This window comes from Chitinophagaceae bacterium (genome assembly GCA_016699815.1).
Classification (GTDB): domain Bacteria; phylum Bacteroidota; class Bacteroidia; order Chitinophagales; family Chitinophagaceae; genus Ferruginibacter.
The window spans coordinates 2,600,696-2,616,707 of the sequence record CP065012.1 but is presented as its reverse complement, the minus strand read 5'-3'; the positions used below and the strand labels follow the sequence as shown (position 1 = coordinate 2,616,707).

At 37.9% G+C, this 16,012-nt stretch carries 17 protein-coding genes; 8 read left to right on the top strand and 9 right to left on the bottom strand.

All coding sequences use genetic code 11. From position 1 onward, the window contains the following. Window positions 1-33: 33 nt before the first annotated feature. The 4 genes from IPO46_11635 to miaB form a co-directional block, all read right to left on the bottom strand. Window positions 34-1,278, bottom strand: a complete 1,245-nt coding sequence (locus IPO46_11635; GenBank protein QQS62724.1) for a sigma-54-dependent Fis family transcriptional regulator — start codon at window positions 1,276-1,278, stop codon at window positions 34-36. Between the two features lie 14 nt (window positions 1,279-1,292). Further along, window positions 1,293-1,844, bottom strand: a complete 552-nt coding sequence (locus tag IPO46_11630; GenBank protein ID QQS62723.1) for a hypothetical protein — start codon at window positions 1,842-1,844, stop codon at window positions 1,293-1,295. Window positions 1,845-1,916: 72 nt separating this feature from the next. Beyond that, window positions 1,917-2,432, bottom strand: a complete 516-nt coding sequence (locus IPO46_11625) for a hypothetical protein (protein QQS62722.1) — start codon at window positions 2,430-2,432, stop codon at window positions 1,917-1,919. 5 nt (window positions 2,433-2,437) lie between these two features. Next, on the bottom strand, window positions 2,438-3,853 hold the full coding sequence (gene miaB / locus IPO46_11620) for a tRNA (N6-isopentenyl adenosine(37)-C2)-methylthiotransferase MiaB (GenBank protein ID QQS62721.1): 1,416 nt from the start codon (window positions 3,851-3,853) through the stop codon (window positions 2,438-2,440). A 132-nt stretch (window positions 3,854-3,985) separates the two neighbouring features. Here miaB and IPO46_11615 point away from each other — a divergent pair, with 132 nt between their 5' ends. Continuing rightward, window positions 3,986-4,555 carry a sigma-70 family RNA polymerase sigma factor gene (locus tag IPO46_11615; protein QQS62720.1) on the top strand — a complete coding sequence of 190 codons (570 nt, stop codon included), beginning with the start codon at window positions 3,986-3,988 and terminating at the stop codon, window positions 4,553-4,555. Next, the gene (locus tag IPO46_11610; protein QQS62719.1) at window positions 4,545-4,904 is read left to right on the top strand and encodes a hypothetical protein; all 360 of its coding nucleotides are present in this window, start codon (window positions 4,545-4,547) and stop codon (window positions 4,902-4,904) included. The genes IPO46_11615 and IPO46_11610 overlap by 11 nt, the downstream gene beginning before the upstream one ends. Before the next feature lie 3 nt (window positions 4,905-4,907). On the opposite strand, the gene IPO46_11605 is transcribed toward IPO46_11610, so the two are convergent. Continuing rightward, window positions 4,908-5,309 (bottom strand): SPOR domain-containing protein, encoded by a 402-nt coding sequence (locus IPO46_11605; GenBank protein ID QQS62718.1) that lies wholly within the window; start codon window positions 5,307-5,309, stop codon window positions 4,908-4,910. Window positions 5,310-5,493: 184 nt separating this feature from the next. Continuing rightward, entirely contained in the window at window positions 5,494-7,161 is a 1,668-nt protein-coding gene (locus IPO46_11600; GenBank protein ID QQS62717.1) for an amino acid permease, read from the bottom strand. 156 nt (window positions 7,162-7,317) lie between these two features. Between IPO46_11600 and IPO46_11595 the strand changes: the two genes are divergently transcribed. From IPO46_11595 to IPO46_11585, 3 genes are all read left to right on the top strand, one after another. Further along, a complete protein-coding gene (locus IPO46_11595) occupies window positions 7,318-8,004 on the top strand; it encodes a VTT domain-containing protein (protein ID QQS62716.1) in 687 nt (228 codons plus the stop codon). Window positions 8,005-8,048: 44 nt separating this feature from the next. Next, entirely contained in the window at window positions 8,049-9,059 is a 1,011-nt protein-coding gene (locus tag IPO46_11590) for a glycosyltransferase family 9 protein (protein ID QQS62715.1), read from the top strand. Window positions 9,060-9,134: 75 nt separating this feature from the next. After that, window positions 9,135-9,713 (top strand): hypothetical protein, encoded by a 579-nt coding sequence (locus tag IPO46_11585; GenBank protein QQS62714.1) that lies wholly within the window; start codon window positions 9,135-9,137, stop codon window positions 9,711-9,713. Here IPO46_11585 and IPO46_11580 read toward each other — a convergent pair. Together IPO46_11580 and IPO46_11575 are read right to left on the bottom strand one after the other, a co-directional pair. Next, on the bottom strand, window positions 9,700-11,583 hold the full coding sequence (locus IPO46_11580) for an Nramp family divalent metal transporter (protein ID QQS62713.1): 1,884 nt from the start codon (window positions 11,581-11,583) through the stop codon (window positions 9,700-9,702). The two genes, IPO46_11585 and IPO46_11580, sit on opposite strands and share 14 nt — an antisense overlap. Continuing rightward, complete coding sequence (locus IPO46_11575) at window positions 11,580-12,236, bottom strand: metal-dependent transcriptional regulator (GenBank protein ID QQS62712.1); 657 nt, start codon at window positions 12,234-12,236, stop codon at window positions 11,580-11,582. Before IPO46_11575 ends, IPO46_11580 begins: the two co-directional genes overlap by 4 nt. A 146-nt stretch (window positions 12,237-12,382) precedes the next feature. On the opposite strand from IPO46_11575, the gene glgP reads away from it, so the two are divergent. The 3 genes from glgP (at window position 12,383) to IPO46_11560 (ending at window position 14,894) form a co-directional block, all read left to right on the top strand. Further along, on the top strand, window positions 12,383-14,035 hold the full coding sequence (gene glgP / locus IPO46_11570; protein ID QQS62711.1) for an alpha-glucan family phosphorylase: 1,653 nt from the start codon (window positions 12,383-12,385) through the stop codon (window positions 14,033-14,035). 12 nt (window positions 14,036-14,047) lie between these two features. Further along, on the top strand, window positions 14,048-14,482 hold the full coding sequence (locus tag IPO46_11565; GenBank protein ID QQS62710.1) for an acyl-CoA thioesterase: 435 nt from the start codon (window positions 14,048-14,050) through the stop codon (window positions 14,480-14,482). A gap of 190 nt (window positions 14,483-14,672) precedes the next feature. Then, a complete protein-coding gene (locus IPO46_11560; GenBank protein QQS62709.1) occupies window positions 14,673-14,894 on the top strand; it encodes a DUF2795 domain-containing protein in 222 nt (73 codons plus the stop codon). 110 nt (window positions 14,895-15,004) lie between these two features. On the opposite strand, the gene IPO46_11555 is transcribed toward IPO46_11560, so the two are convergent. Then, entirely contained in the window at window positions 15,005-15,817 is an 813-nt protein-coding gene (locus IPO46_11555; protein ID QQS62708.1) for an SDR family oxidoreductase, read from the bottom strand. Window positions 15,818-16,012: the final 195 nt, after the last annotated feature.

The window sequence follows — 16,012 nt, the reverse complement described above, 5'->3', positions numbered from 1 at the left end:
ACATTTCAAGTTAATAAAAGCAATGTTAAACATTTACAAATCTTCAATATCATATTCCTTCAGCTTTCGGTAAAGGGTGCGTTCGCTAATGCCTAGGTCGAGTGATGCATCTTTTCTTTTTCCCCGGTGCTTTTTTAAAGCTTTAATGATGAGTTCTTTTTCTTTATCCATGATGCTCAAAGATTCTTCCACTTCTTCATGTGGTTGAATTACATTGGATGAACGGCCGGGCAATATTACCGAAGGATTGCCCGATATTAAAGTATTGGCGCCATTTGAGGCAGGATAAATTTCGTTATGTACCTGGTGGTTTTCATTATTAAAAACTGGGGCGGCGTGTGCCGGGTTTTGTAAAATATCAAAAAACATTTTCTTCAATTCATTTACATCTTTTTTCATGTCGAAAAAAAGCTTGTATAAAATTTCTCTTTCATTGGCAAACTCCGCATGGCTTACACTTGTACCCGTACCTGCCAGCACTGGCAGCCTGTCGTAATGCGTCTCGGGCAAAAAGCCCCTGAATTGGTCAGCAGAAACCGATTTATCTTTGCTCAGCACTGAAATTTGTTCGGCTATATTTTTTAGTTCCCTCACATTTCCAGGCCAGGAATAATGAAGCAAAACTTCTACAGCGCCATCGCTTAACTGTACCGGCGTAGTTTTATATTTATCGGCAAAATCTGATGCAAACTTGCGGAATAATAAATAAATATCTTCTTTTCTGTCCCTCAATGCAGGCACTCGAATGGGCACGGTGTTTAAACGGTAATATAAATCCTCCCTGAACTTCCCGGTATGGGTTGATTCTAGCAAATCTTTATTGGTAGCGGCAATTACCCTTACATCGGTTTTTTGCACTTTGCTGCTCCCTACCCTTATATATTCTCCGGTTTCCAAAACCCGGAGCAGCCTTGCCTGCGTACCCAGCGGAAGCTCACCAATTTCATCCAAAAAAATGGTGCCCCCGTTTACGGTTTCAAAATATCCTTTGCGGCCGTCAACAGCTCCGGTAAAGGAGCCTTTTTCATGGCCGAATAACTCAGAATCAATAGTGCCTTCGGGAATTGCGCCGCAGTTTACGGCAATAAATGGATTGTGCTTGCGGGCAGACAGTGCATGTATGATTTGTGAAAACACTTCCTTACCCACGCCGCTTTCGCCATTAATTAAAACGCTTAAATCGGTATTGGCAACCTGTGCCGCAACATTCAATGCATGGTTTAACCCTGGTGAATTACCAATTATGCCAAATCTGTTTTTTAGTGATTGAAGTTCCATTGTACATTTTTAAATTAATCTTGCTTTATAGTTGCTTCAGCCTTTTCTTCTTTTTTAAAAGCCCCATGCATTATGATTGCTATTTCATCCAACACTGCAAATTCTGCTTTATATTTTGCACGGAAATAATTATTGCCATACATGTTTATGGCCTTTAAATTCAATTTACCATGTTTAATTAAAATATTGCTCTTTATTAAACTCGTATCAATTGAAATATTTTCTAACGGCAAATTCTTTGAATACCTGTAAACCGTTGTTTTATTATTTAATTTTTTTAAAGCTGGTTTTTTACTTATAACAAAATCGAACAAATCAAAATCTACATCATTTTTTACCCTGGTTACTTTACCGTTACGGGTTTCTATTAAATAGGGATCGCCATTATATTCAAAATAAAGTATGGAATATAGTGTAGTATGGGCTTTAACTTCGTAATACCAAATACAGGATTCCAATTTGACGCTTTTTAAATAAGCATCCCATTGCTCCAATGTGTTTTGTGCCTTTGCATTAAAACCCTGGCCAATGCCCAGTAAAAGAAAGATTACTGCTTTTTTTACCATTTCTTTTTTAAAAAATTTACTGTTTTGTCCACCCATTTTATTTTCATGAAACCAATAATTTTACATTCCGTATTATTCGAAAGCAGCTTCCATTTTTTGCACTATTTCATTTAACAAGCTATAAAAGGGCTGAAACTTTTCATCAACAAGTGAAACCTCAGTGGGCAATCTAAAATGATTGCAATGAACACTTTTAAACTTTATGGCAACATTTCTAATATCAATAGCCGTATTTAAGTAATCTGTCTTATAATTCGGGAAAACCTTCCTGCAAACTTTTAATAAATTGTTTGCATTATATTTTAGGTCCTTATAGTTTTGTTCAAGCAGTTGAAAATAATCTTCCCCGGCCAGTTTAACATTGAGCAGCTTGCCCTTTTCGTAAAGGGCAAGATACTTTTCATCTTTATATTTAAAATAGTATATCCTCTTTACAATACTTCCACCGCTTTTAAAAAAATAATTAAAATACTCTTTGGGTACTGCAGTGCTAAGGTATGCTGCCCAATCTTCAATGTTGGTTTGCTGTGCTTTTACACCTGTTACAGAAAACACAATTACCAAAAGCAAAAAAAACCTTTTCGTCATTTTTATTAATGTATGGCTTTACCAATTAAAGTTCCGGCGGTACAAGTTTCAACCAGCACATTTACATACTGGCCTTTGCTAAAATTTTCCTTAGGGAAAACAATTACTTTATTTTGCTCGTTTCTTCCAAAGAGTTCATCTGCATTTTTTCTAGAAGCACCTTCAATAAGCACTTTAAAGGCTTTGCCCACATCTTTTTGCATACTTTTTAAAGAGTGGATACGGTGCAGGTCAACCATTTGCTGCAGCCTTTTTTTCTTTACTTCCAAAGGAATATCATCGGCAAACCTGCGTGCAGCAAGGGTTCCCGGCCTTTCGCTATAAAAATACATATAAGCCAGGTCGTATTGGCAATACTCCATTAGTTCCAGCGATTGCTCATGGTCTCCTTCGGTTTCGGTACAAAAGCCTACAATCATGTCGGTAGATAAACCACAGTTGGGCAATATTTCCCTTATACGATTTACCCGTGCAACATACCATTCCCGGCTGTAAGTGCGGTTCATTAAAGAAAGTACCCTGCTGCTGCCACTTTGCACCGGAAGGTGGATATAATTACAAATATTTTCATACCGGGCAATGGTAAACAATACTTCATCGGTAATATCTTTTGGATGCGATGTAGAAAAACGCACTCTTAAATTGGGTGAAATTTTCGCTACCATTTCTAAAAGTTTGGCAAAATTTATTACCCTATTATTCCTTTCATCAATAAAGTGATAACTATCTACATTTTGGCCCAATAAAGTTACTTCTTTGTACCCATCATTAAATAATGCTTCACATTCTTTCACCACACTGTTGACATCTCTGCTGCGTTCCCTGCCACGGGTAAAGGGCACTACACAAAACGAACACATATTATTGCAGCCCCTCATAATACTTACAAAGGCCGTTACGCCATTACTGTTTAAGCGAATGGGAGAAATATCTGCATAGGTTTCTTCCCGGCTAAGTAAAACATTTACGGCTTTTTGTCCGCCTTCTGCTTCCGTTATTAATTGCGGAAGGGTACGGTAAGCATCTGGGCCTACCACAATATCTACCAGTTTCTCTTCTTCCAAAAATGTTGCTTTAAGCCTTTCTGCCATACAGCCTAAAACGCCTATCAGCATTCCTGGGTTACGCTTTTTATAAGACTTGAGAATGGTAAGCCTTTTACGTACGGTTTGTTCAGCTTTTTCCCTTATAGAGCAAGTATTAATAAATATGAGATCGGCAATTTCCGGTTCTATGGTAGCGCCAAATCCTTCTTTTTGTAATATTGAAGCTACCACCTCGCTATCGGCAAAGTTCATAGCACAACCATAGCTTTCAATATAAAATTTTTTAGAGCCAGATTCATTAAATATTTCTGGTAATGAAATAGCTTCTCCCTGCCTGAGCTCATCAATAGTTTTATGTGTAAATAATTCTTCCATCTTTAAAAATAGAATAGCAAATATACGCAGATTCTATTACAAAAGTGACATAGTGGCAGGCGCTAATCGTTTGTAGCCTGGTTATGGAAATTATCTTAAGTTTACATCCATACATATAAACAAGCCTGGGATTTGAGCGAAGAAAACTTACCATATAAGGATGATACTGAGCTACTTGAACTCTTTTCAGTAACAAAAGATAACGAGATATTAGGTCGCTTGCTTCAGCGCTATACCTATTTATTACTGGGGGTATGCATGAAATACCTCAACAACGAGGACGAAGCAAAAGATGCGGTACAACAGGTATTTTTAAAAGTAATTCATGAACTACCCAGGTATAAAGTGGAATATTTTAAAAGCTGGATATATACCATTGCCCGTAACCATTGCCTTATGCTGTTAAGGCTCAAAAACAAAATGCCATCACCGCTCAGTGAAAATATTGCTTCGGTTACGGAAGATCCTAATTTAGAACAAATAATACAAAAAGACATCCAATTAAACCAGCTCAACTTTGCCTTAGATCAACTTAATGATGAACAAAAGCTTTGTGTAACTTTATTTTATTTAAAAAAACAAACCTATCAGCAAATAGCCGAATTATCAGGATTTACTCTGATGCAGGTAAAAAGTTTTATACAAAACGGCAAAAGAAATTTAAAAATGAAACTATTGAAAATGCAGGAAAATGAACGATGACTTAAAAAATATGTTACAAAACCTCAACAATGAGATAGAGCAGGAAAAACTGCTTCAATATATTGATGGGAAATTGCCCGAACAGGAAATGCAAAAGCTCGAACAACAACTCCGGGACGACCCTTTTTTGGCCGATGCAATGGATGGTTTAAAAAATATAAGCAGTAAAGAAAAAGCATCGTTGCTGGCATTTCAAATAAACAAATCGCTAAAAGGGAAATTGCAAAAAGCAAAAAGGAACCGTGTTAAAAGCCTTTTCAGCAACGAGTATATTATTTACACTACAATAGGCATCTTACTGATTATCTCCATTATAAGCTACCTGATCATTAAAAAAATAGTAGGATAAGATTTAATTCGCCGTTGTAGCATCCTTTGGGTTTACTTCTATATTTTCGGATACTATATAAATATTTCCCGGAACAAGTTTTTGGGCAAGTAATAACTTACGCATCCTGTCGGCATCGCCCCTTTCTTCAAAATTGCCAAACTTTATTTTAATATACGGGCTTTGAAAGCTCATGTAAATACTTTCGTTGGGAAATTGCTGCAGCAGTTTTGTACGTACACTCATTGCCAGATCCCGGTTGCTTGTGCTAAGCAGCATTAAACGAAAGCCTTTTGACATCCTGGGTTTTGTGGCCAGGTTAAGGTTATATTCCGCCATTTTCTGGCCGAGTATTTCTATACGGTTGTCCTGCTTTATGGTTACAACTCCCAAACTATCTTTAAAATCAACCTGAGCTTTGCTCATAAAAGAGCAACAAAAAATAACCACAAAAATTATTATCTGCTTCATTTACATCAATAAATTACCTTTTGCAAAAATGAAAAATTTTCTCTTAATAGATTTAAAAAATAAGAAAAAGGTTTACTCATTTTCGCCAATACCCTGTTAATACCTGCAAAAATGGTTAAACAAAACTCTGGTTGATCGTTTACTTTTTAGCAAGTTTCATACCATAAATTACTGCATGTACCAAAGCAAAAATTAAAGAAATATAAAGCAAGGTCCTGTCTGCATCGTAGCCCACTGTATTTTGATGAAGGAAGCCTACAATTATTAACAATACCGATAACCCAATGCCTGTGTATCGGGCAACATTCATGCCGCTACGGCCATCGGCATCGGTTCCATCTCCCAAATGGCTATGCTTAGCGCCATAAACGAGATAAATATCCAGGCCAATGAGCATCCATACCAATAACCTTATCCAGGTATCCATAGGTAAAAAAACCATCATGAACAAGCAGGTAATAATGCCTAATACGGGAACAATGGGTACTAGCGGGGTTTTAAAACCCCTGGGTACATTGGGCATTTTTTTACGCATTACCAATATACCAATACAAACTAATATAAAGGCAAACAAAGTTCCAATACTTGTCATTTCCCCTACAACCCTTGCCGGAACAAAAGCAGCAAAAAGGCTTACAAAAACCATAAACATCATATTATTTTTTGCCGGTGTGCGAAACTTTGGATGAACAGATGAAAATACTTTAGGCAACAAGCCATCTTTACTCATACTGTAAAAAACCCTCGACTGTCCCATTAGCATTACTAGTATTACAGAAGCATATCCACCCAGTATGGCTACTACAATTGCCCTGTTGAGCCATGGATAATCGGGTTGAATAACACCACTTGCATTGGGTGAGCCCATGTGTTCAATCGCAACATATACGGGAGCAATAGCATCTTTACTATCGGTACCCAAAAAAGTTTTGTAGTTGGCAACCCCTGTCATTACATGTGCAAAAAGTAAATACAAAACAGTACAAATAGCCAATGAGCCCAAAATGCCAATGGGCATATTTCGCTTGGGGTTTTTTGTTTCCTGAGCTGCTGTACTTACTGCATCAAAACCAATATAGGCAAAGAAAACTATGGCTGCGGCCCTAATAACGCCACCAAACCCATGGTTAAAAAAGCTTTCATGGCCAGGCTCAGTTGCCGGAATAAAATAAGGATCGTAATTGCTGCTGTTGATATAATGCCAGCCAAGAAAAATAAAGGTGAGGACAACACTAACTTTTAGGGCAACTATTACAGCATTTACCCTTGCACTCTCTTTAGTGCCTTTTATAAGCAGTAAACTCATTAATACTATAATGAAAACTGCAGGAATATTAATAACACCACCATCCCAAGGCCCGGCAGTAAGCGCATTGGGTAAATGGATATTAAACCCCTTTAAAAATTTTACCAGGTAACCACTCCAGCTAATACCAACGGTTGCCGCACCAACGGCATATTCCAACACAAGGTCCCAACCAATAATCCATGCAATAAACTCACCCATGGTTGCATAAGAATAGGTATAAGCACTCCCTGCTACAGGAATCATTGAAGCAAACTCTGCGTAACACAGCCCTGCAAAAGCACAACCCAACCCCGCAACAATAAAAGAAATAGTAATGGCCGGGCCGGCATGGTTTGCAGCAGCCATTCCCGTAATGGAAAACAAGCCTGCGCCAATAATAGCGCCAATACCCAGGGCTATTAATCCCCAGGAACCAAGTGATCTTTTTAAGGTGTGCTCCCCAGATTCGCCTGCTTCATTCAACAGTACATCCATTGGTTTTTTAACAAACAAACTCATAAGTAAAAATTAGTTGTATTCAATAAATAATTACGGAAAAGTAAGAAAATAATTGGTATTAACCTTACTATTCATATATTTTATGGATGAACGATTACAAATTGGCTTTTAACGTATATTGCAAAATCAAAACCGCATTGGATATAAAAAGCACGTATGGTAACTTTATTGGAATTTAACTGGCACGAACTCTTAAACCCTGCTTTTTATATTGAAAACGGAGGGTTGTGGTTATTTTTATTTATAGTTTTTGCAGAAACCGGATTGTTTGCAGGATTTTTTCTTCCCGGTGATTCGTTGCTTTTTGTAGCCGGTATTTATAGCAATGATTTAATAATGCAGGGCCTCAATATCAATACCGGATCAGATTTTTTACAACTCCTCATCCTTACCGTGTTAGTGATTATCTGTGGTGTTTTGGGCAATTCCGTTGGCTATTGGTTTGGCCTTAAAAGCGGCCCAACCCTTTACAAAAGAAAAGACAGCTTCTTTTTTAAAAAAAGGTACCTGGAACAAGCGCATGATTTTTATGAAAAAAACGGGGCAGGCACCATCGTAGTAGCAAGGTTTTTGCCCATCATCCGCACCTTTGCACCCATTGTTGCCGGTATTGTAAAAATGGATAAAAAGAAGTTTATGTTTTACAATATTGTAGGTTGTATTGCCTGGGCGGTAACCATGCTTTTTGCAGGCCACTACCTCAATGCCTTTATCAAATCAAAATATAATTTCGATTTAAAAGAACACCTGGAAGTAATTGTTATAGGAATTGTATTGATTACAACTTTGCCGGTTATATGGAAACTTTTTTTCAGTAAAAAGAAAAATTTACCCAAAGACTAATGTTGCTATTTACCTAAATCCCTTTTTCCGCATTTTATTCCAAAATGACAAAGATCCTAGTTATACGGTTTTCATCCATTGGCGACATTGTATTGGCCAGCCCTGCTTTTCGTTGTATCAAAAAACAAATGGGCGATACAGCGTTACATTTTATTACTAAGTATTCTTTTAAAAAAGTAACCGAATACAACCCCTATATTGACAAGTTTTTTTATTATCAAAATAATTTGAAGGAATTGGTAAAACAGTTGAAAGCCGAAAACTATGATTATGTTATTGACCTCCACAATAATTTCCGCAGTGCAAAAATAAAATTTGCTTTACGCAAACCCTCTTTTACCATTCAAAAACTGAGCCTACAAAAATTTTTACTTACCGAGTTTAGCCTAAACCTGATGCCCAAAAAGCATATTACGCAACGCAGTCTGGAAACCGTGGCCCCGCTTGGGGTGCAGGATGATGGGCTCGGTTTGGATTTTTTTATTCCCGAAAATGAAATGGTAACTGAAGACCATTTGCCCACATCGCATCAGGCAGGATTTATATGCCTGGTAATTGGCGCTTCTTATGCTACAAAAAAATTGCCCGTACATAAATTAAAGGAATTGTGCAGCAAAATCAACCATCCCATAATACTTATTGGCGGCAAAGAAGACCGGAGCAATGGAAAAAAAATTGCCGCAGCCGACCCGGTTAAGGTATATAATTCCTGCGGAAAGTATAATTTACTGGAATCGGCGGATTTAATACGAAAAAGCAAACTGGTTATTTCACACGATACAGGCATGCAATATATTGCCTGCGCTTTTCAAAAACAGGTATTAGCAATTTGGGGCGCCACTACGCCCCAGCTTGATGTTGCGCCTTACTATGGCACAGCTTACAGGCATAGCGGCCCATATCCCATTTATGAAAACATTTCTCTAAACCTTTGTTGCCAGCCCTGCAGTAAGTATGGCGAAGATAAATGCCCGCTGGAACATTTTAATTGCATGGAAAAATTGGATATGGGTAGCATTGCAGCAAATGTTCACCGCCGCCTTTCAGAAAAATAGCTGTTAAGGATTTGGTAATCCGTGGGCTTTTAATTTTTTATTTGCAATTAAGCCTATTTATTTGCTTTGCCTATTATGAAATTTTCTTTAGCCATATTTTTAATTTTTTACTGTTCTACAGTTAAAGCACAATTACATACCAATGTTTACTGGACCCAGCAAACCGAATTGGCTTCTCAGGAAGTAATTTATTATAACCGCAACGAAAAACTGAGCTGGGCCGATTTTAAGGGTCCCCCGCCAGTGGAAAAAGGTAGTACTGCCGCCATTACCATGAGTGGGTTTGGTTACAAAGCATCGGTAACCACTGCCGGTGAAATATTAAATGTAAATGTGGCGGTGTATTGTTATTTCAACAAACCGCAATCATGGGTAAAGCCCGATAAAAAATCGGCCTATATCCTCAACCATGAGCAACATCATTTTAACATCAGCTTTATTGCAGCAAGTGTATTTGTTTCTAAAATAAAAAATGCGGCAATATCTTCATCCAATTATAAAACCTTAATTCCTTCCATATACAGGGAATGCCTGGATTATATGAACAACCTGCAAAACCAATATGATGAGCAAACACAAAATGGCCGCAACTTTGAAAAGCAGGAACAATGGAACAATACACTTGAAAAAAAGCTTATGGCTATTTCAAAGTAACTACCAGTACAGGTATTTTTAATTGGTGCCGCACTGCATTTACCGTTTCACCATACAATAAATCCCGGAAAGCCGTATGGCCATGTGCGCCTATTACCAAAAGGTCCGATTGGCTTTCTTTTACAATTCTTACTATTTCTTTCACCCTTTTATTATAGCCAATTTCGGCAGTGGCTTTATATCCTTTTTCACTTAAATGCTTTATATATGCCTGGAGTTGCTCCATGTCTTTTTGTGTTTCATAATCGGCAGACTCTTTTCCATGCAACCTTGCAGAAGCGCTTTCCACAATATGCAAAAGCAGGTATTGCGTATTTATATTTCCCTGGCCAAGGGCATAGGTAATAATTTTATAATCGTTTGTACTAAAATCAAGGGCAACGGCAATTTTATTATATACCGGCAAATTAAATGTTGTGGGCATCTCGGCAACGCCATGTATTTTAATAGAAGCATCGGCTTTTTTCTTATGAAACAAAGGAAATAAAATAATATAAAGCAGCAACAGCAGGCAGGCCGCAGCTATAATACTAATTGTAATTATTGCCGCAAAATTATTGCCTTGAAAAACAGGTACCACTTCGTTGATCAACATTCTAATGTTGAGATAAACCAGTACCGAAGCAATTAACCATGCCGCTATTTTAGTAATGCCTTTAATAGCAAAATTTCCCATGGTAGATTTATCGCTCACAAAATGAATAAGCGGAATAATGGCAAAGCCAAGTTGCAAACTTAATATCACCTGGCTGAGTACCAATAAGGTATCGGCTTCGGTTTCTCCATAAATTAAAATGGCAAAAAAAGCAGGTATAATAGCAATAAGCCGGGTAATTAACCTCCGCAACATGGGATTTATGCGCAAACGCAAATATCCTTCCATTACTATTTGACCTGCAAGGGTGCCTGTAACCGTGCTGCTTTGGCCAGATGCAATTAAGGCAACGGCAAATAATACCGGTGCCACATTTCCTAAAAATGATGGCAGTAAACGATGGGCTTCTTTAATTTCTGCCACATGGGAATTACCGGTTTTAAAAAATACCGTAGCAGCAAGTATAAGAATAGAAGCATTTACCAAAAAAGCAATATTGAGGGCAATGGTAGTGTCAATGCGGTTAAATCGCAAAGCTTCTTTAAACCCTTTTTCCGATTTTTCAATTTTACGGGTTTGCACCAGTGCAGAATGCAGGTAGAGGTTGTGTGGCATAACCGTTGCACCAATAATACCAATGGCAATATACAAGGCTTCATTATTGGGCAAGGATGGTACAAAGCCTGTTGCAATTTCACTCAACACTGGTTTAGCCAGTGCCAGTTCAATAAAAAATGAAATGGCAATTATAGCAACGAGCGCTATAATGAATGCCTCCATTTTTTTCATACCCAGGCGCTGTAAATAGAGTAGTAAAAAAGTATCTAAAATGGTTAAACTTACTCCCCAAATAAGGGGCAGCCCGGTAAGCAATTGTATGCCTATGGCCATACCCAATACTTCTGCAAGGTCGGTTGCAGCTATGGCAATTTCGGCAAGTATGTACAATGCAAAATTTATTGGCCGGGGAAAAGTTTCCCGGTTTGCCTGGGCAAGGTCACGGCCCCGTACAATACCCAACCTTGCGGAAAGGCCCTGTAACAACAAAGCCATTAGGTTGCTCATGAGCAATACCCAAATAAGTTTATAGCCAAACTTGCTTCCACCGGCAAGGTCGGTTGCCCAGTTTCCGGGATCCATATAACCCACGCTTACCAGGTAAGCAGGACCTAGAAAAGAAAAAATTCTACGCCAGCCAATATGCTTTGCTGTAGTAGTATCAATGGTTTCATGCACTTCACTTAAAGAAGCAGATTTTTCGTTGAGCAAATTCATATAATACAAAAAATATTTTGGGCAGCCTGCCGGCTGAGGATGGTTAAAGGTTGCTTGTTAATTTTTATTTCTACCGAACCATCAAATGAAAAATGCCGGTTTATTTTTATTTTGGTTCCGATATTTATATGATGGTGCTTTAAAAGTTCATGCATGGTTTGGCTTTGGTCGGCTATGGCATTTACGGTTACCACTTTTTTTTCGGGAATTTCTGAAAGGATAGTTTGTCGAACGGTTTTAATTTTTCCATTGCGGTCGGGAATGGGGTCGCCATGCGGATCGAAAGACGGTGAACCGAGAAATATATCCAGGCGGTGAATGAGTTCCCTGCTGCTGATATGCTCCAGTTCTTCTGCAATAGAATGCACCTCGTGCCATTCAAACCCAAGCTTTTCCACTAAAAAAAATTCCCAAAGCCGGTGCTTACGGATAACTTCAAGGGCAATTTTACTACCCAAATCGGATAAACTGAAATTATGGTAAGGCTTATAGTTAATTAACTTTTTACGGTGGAGCCGTTTAAGCATATCGGTTACCGATGCCGCTTTGGTTTGCACACTGGTTGCAAGCATGGTAGCTGAAACGCCCTGGCCGGGCACATGCAAATGATAAATACTCTTTATATAATTCTCTTCACTTTCCGTTAAATTCATACTATTGAAAAAATTATTTAGGTAAAGCTAAAAAATAAGTTCATACAGGCAAAAACAATTTTAATGTGTTTTTTTTACACATTTTAGCCAAAATGCTCTTTTTTTTGGAGAAATAGCAGTTATTTTGTGGCAAATTTTTTAGCAGTATGAATTTTAATGAGTTTCAGGTTCCCTATTCTATTGATACCAAATACCAGAAGAAAGTAGCTTATTTCTCAATGGAGTTTGCCATTAGCCAACCTTTAAAAATATATAGCGGTGGCCTGGGGTTTTTAAGCGGCTCCCATTTACGCAGTACTTACGAACTTAGGCAAAATTTAATTGGCATTGGCATTCTTTGGAAATATGGCTATTACGATCAGGCCCGTAATCCCGATCAAACTTTGCAGGTGCAATGGAATGAAAAAATATATAATTACCTGGAAGATACTGGTATAAAATTTCAAATTCCCATTCATGGTCACCAGGTTTGGGTAAAAGCCTTATACTTAAACCCCGAAACATTTAAATCGGCACCGCTTTTTTTACTAAGTACCGACTTGCCGGAGAATGATTTTGTATCGCAAACAATTTGTCACCGGCTATACGATGCCAACGTAGCCACAAAAGTTGCCCAATTTATTTTATTGGGTATTGGCGGAGCAAAATTGGTGGATTTACTCAATTTTAACCCGGAAATTTACCACCTCAACGAAGCCCATGCTTTTAGCGCTGCTTTTTATTTGCTCAAAAAATTTGGCAGTAAAGATGAAGTAAAAAAACACATGGTTTTCACAACACATACACCGGAAGAAGCCGGCAATGAAAAACACGATATTCATCTTTGCGAAAAGATGGGATATTTTTACGGTTTCTCTATTGAGGATGTAAGAAAACTCACCGGCATGGAAGATGATTTATTCAATCATTCACTTGCGGCTTTACGTTTTTCAAAATTAGCCAACGGCGTAAGCCAGTTGCATGGCGAGGTGAGCCGTAAAATGTGGGGTAAATATGATAACATTTGCGAAATAAAATCTATAACCAACGCACAAAACTGGCATTACTGGGCCGATAAGCAATTGTACCATTATATGGACAATAACAACGAAGAGGCTTTTGATGACCGTAAACGTTTTTTGAAAAAAAGGGCATTTGATATTGTAGCTGATAATAGCGGCAAGCTGTTTAACCCGGATGTGTTTACCATTGTGTGGGCAAGGCGATTTGCTGGTTATAAGCGTGCAGAATTAATTACAGAGGACAATGACCGATTTAAAAAATTATTGGATAACAAAAAACACCCGGTGCAAATAATATGGGCTGGCAAACCTTACCCAATGGATTACCCGGCAATTTCGGAATTTAATAACCTGGTAAACCTCAGCAAAGAACATAATAATATGGCAGTATGCGTTGGCTATGAACTGGCGCTTAGCAAAAGGTTAAAACAAGCTTCAGATTTATGGCTTAACAACCCAAGGGTACCGAGGGAAGCAAGCGGTACCAGTGGCATGACGGCAGCCATGAATGGATCTGTAAATATTAGTACCAACGATGGATGGATATGCGAATTTATAAACCATGGCAACAACGGATTTTTAATTACGCCAACCGATTATGAAAAAATGTCGGTATTTGAACAGGATGAATACGACGAAGAAAAATTATTTGACATTATAGAAAACCAGGTTTTGCCGCTTTATTACGAAAACAAAGCGGTGTGGAAACAAATTATTAAAAATGGTATGAGTGATGTGAGATGGCAGTTTGATAGCAACCGGATGGTTAAAGAATACTATGAACTTTTATATATTTAGTTGCCCAAAAAGATGATAGAAATTAACCTGCCTATACAAATTCGCTGGGCCGATCTTGACCCTAATTTTCATGTATTACATTCAAAGTATTACGATTTTGGTGCCTTTTGCCGTATGGTTTATTTAACAGAAAATGGAATATCTACAGCGCTATTGACTGAAAATAATATTGGTCCAATTTTATTAAAGGAAGATTGTACTTTTCGCAGGGAACTGAAATTTGAAGATAAGGTAAGCATCAACTTAAAAATAAGCTGGTATTCTAAAAACGGTGCCCGGTGGGGAATGCAGCACCAAATTTTCAAAAACGATGACATTTTAAGCGCTACTATTAATATAGAAGGTGCATGGATGGATACCCAGCTGCGCAAACTTACAGCGCCTCCAGAACCTGTAATTTCCCTTTTTGAAAACACTCAAAAAACAGTAGATTTTTTTGTAAAATAAATGAAGGGTTTATCCATTGCATATTTTGGCTAGTTCTATAAAATTTTACACACTTTTTGAATTATTAAAAGAGTGTATTCAACTTACTTTTCATCAGTAATTGATAATCAAGGGAAAAGGCATGTTAAAAAACACTTTTGGTTATTTCGTTGTAAACTCTACATTTGCAAAAAATTAAACGTTACAAAAGATGTTTTGGACACTTGAATTAGCCTCACATTTAGAAGACGCACCCTGGCCGGCAACAAAAGATGAATTGATAGATTACAGCATTCGCAGTGGGGCGCCTATTGAAGTAATTGAAAACCTGCAGGAGTTGGAAGATGAAGGTGACCTCTATGAAGGCCTTGAAGATATTTGGCCCGACTACCCCAGCCAGGAAGATTTTTTCTTTAATGAAGATGAGTATTAAATTATTTATATAGCAACAACCCCGGGAATTCCGGGGTGTTTTTTTTTAAGATGCATCGCTAATAATATGAAATTTTAAACGGAAAACCGGCTTGCTGAAAATTTGTATCCTTATTTTTCCATTTGCTCAATTACAGCCTGTGTTACTCCAGTATAAGAAAACCCACCATCGTGGAAGAGGTTTTGCATGGTAACCATTTTTGTAAGGTCGCTAAACATGGTAACAATATAATTAGCACAATCCATTGCGGATGCATTGCCCAGTGGGCTCATTTTTTCTGCATAAGCAATAAAGCCATCGAAGCCTTTTACACCGCTGCCTGCGGTTGTACGGGTTGGCGACTGAGAAATAGTATTAATGCGTACTTGCTTTTTTATGCCATAATGGTAACCAAAACTCCGGGTTACACTTTCCAGCAATGCTTTAGCATCAGCCATTTCGTTATAATCAGGAAAAACTCTTTGTGCAGCAATATAGGTTAATGCCACTACGCTGCCCCAATCGTTTAAAGCATCTTTTTGCATACAGGTAGCTAATACCCTGTGAAGGCTCATGGCGCTAATATCGAGGGTTTTGGCATTAAAGCCATAGTCAATTTCCGTATAATGTTTTCCTTTGCGTACATTTAAGCTCATACCAATGGAATGCAGCACAAAATCAAATTTTCCCCCAAAATGTTCCCTTGATTTTTCAATAAGGTTATTGACATCATCATTGCTGCTTACATCACAGGGTATTACCGGGGCATTAATTTTTTCTGCCAGCTTATTTATTTCGCCCATACGCATGGCTACGGGTGCATTTGTGAGTACAATTTGGGCGCCTTCTTCGTGGCAGCGTATTGCAGTAATCCAGGCTATGGATTTTTCATCCAGGGCCCCAAAAATAATTCCCTTTTTTCCTTTAAGCAGGTTATAAGACATGGTTGTAAAATTTTAAAAATGCTTTAGAATAATATAAAAGTAAAACTAAAGTTGCAAAGTAAAACAGCAAAAACCTTAATCGTAAATAAATTTATGCAGTAAGATAAAATAAAAATGGCTATAAAATGTGCCAGTAAATACAAAATAAAATGAGCAGGCGATACCCTTGGATTAATAAAATGCCTGATGAGTTTA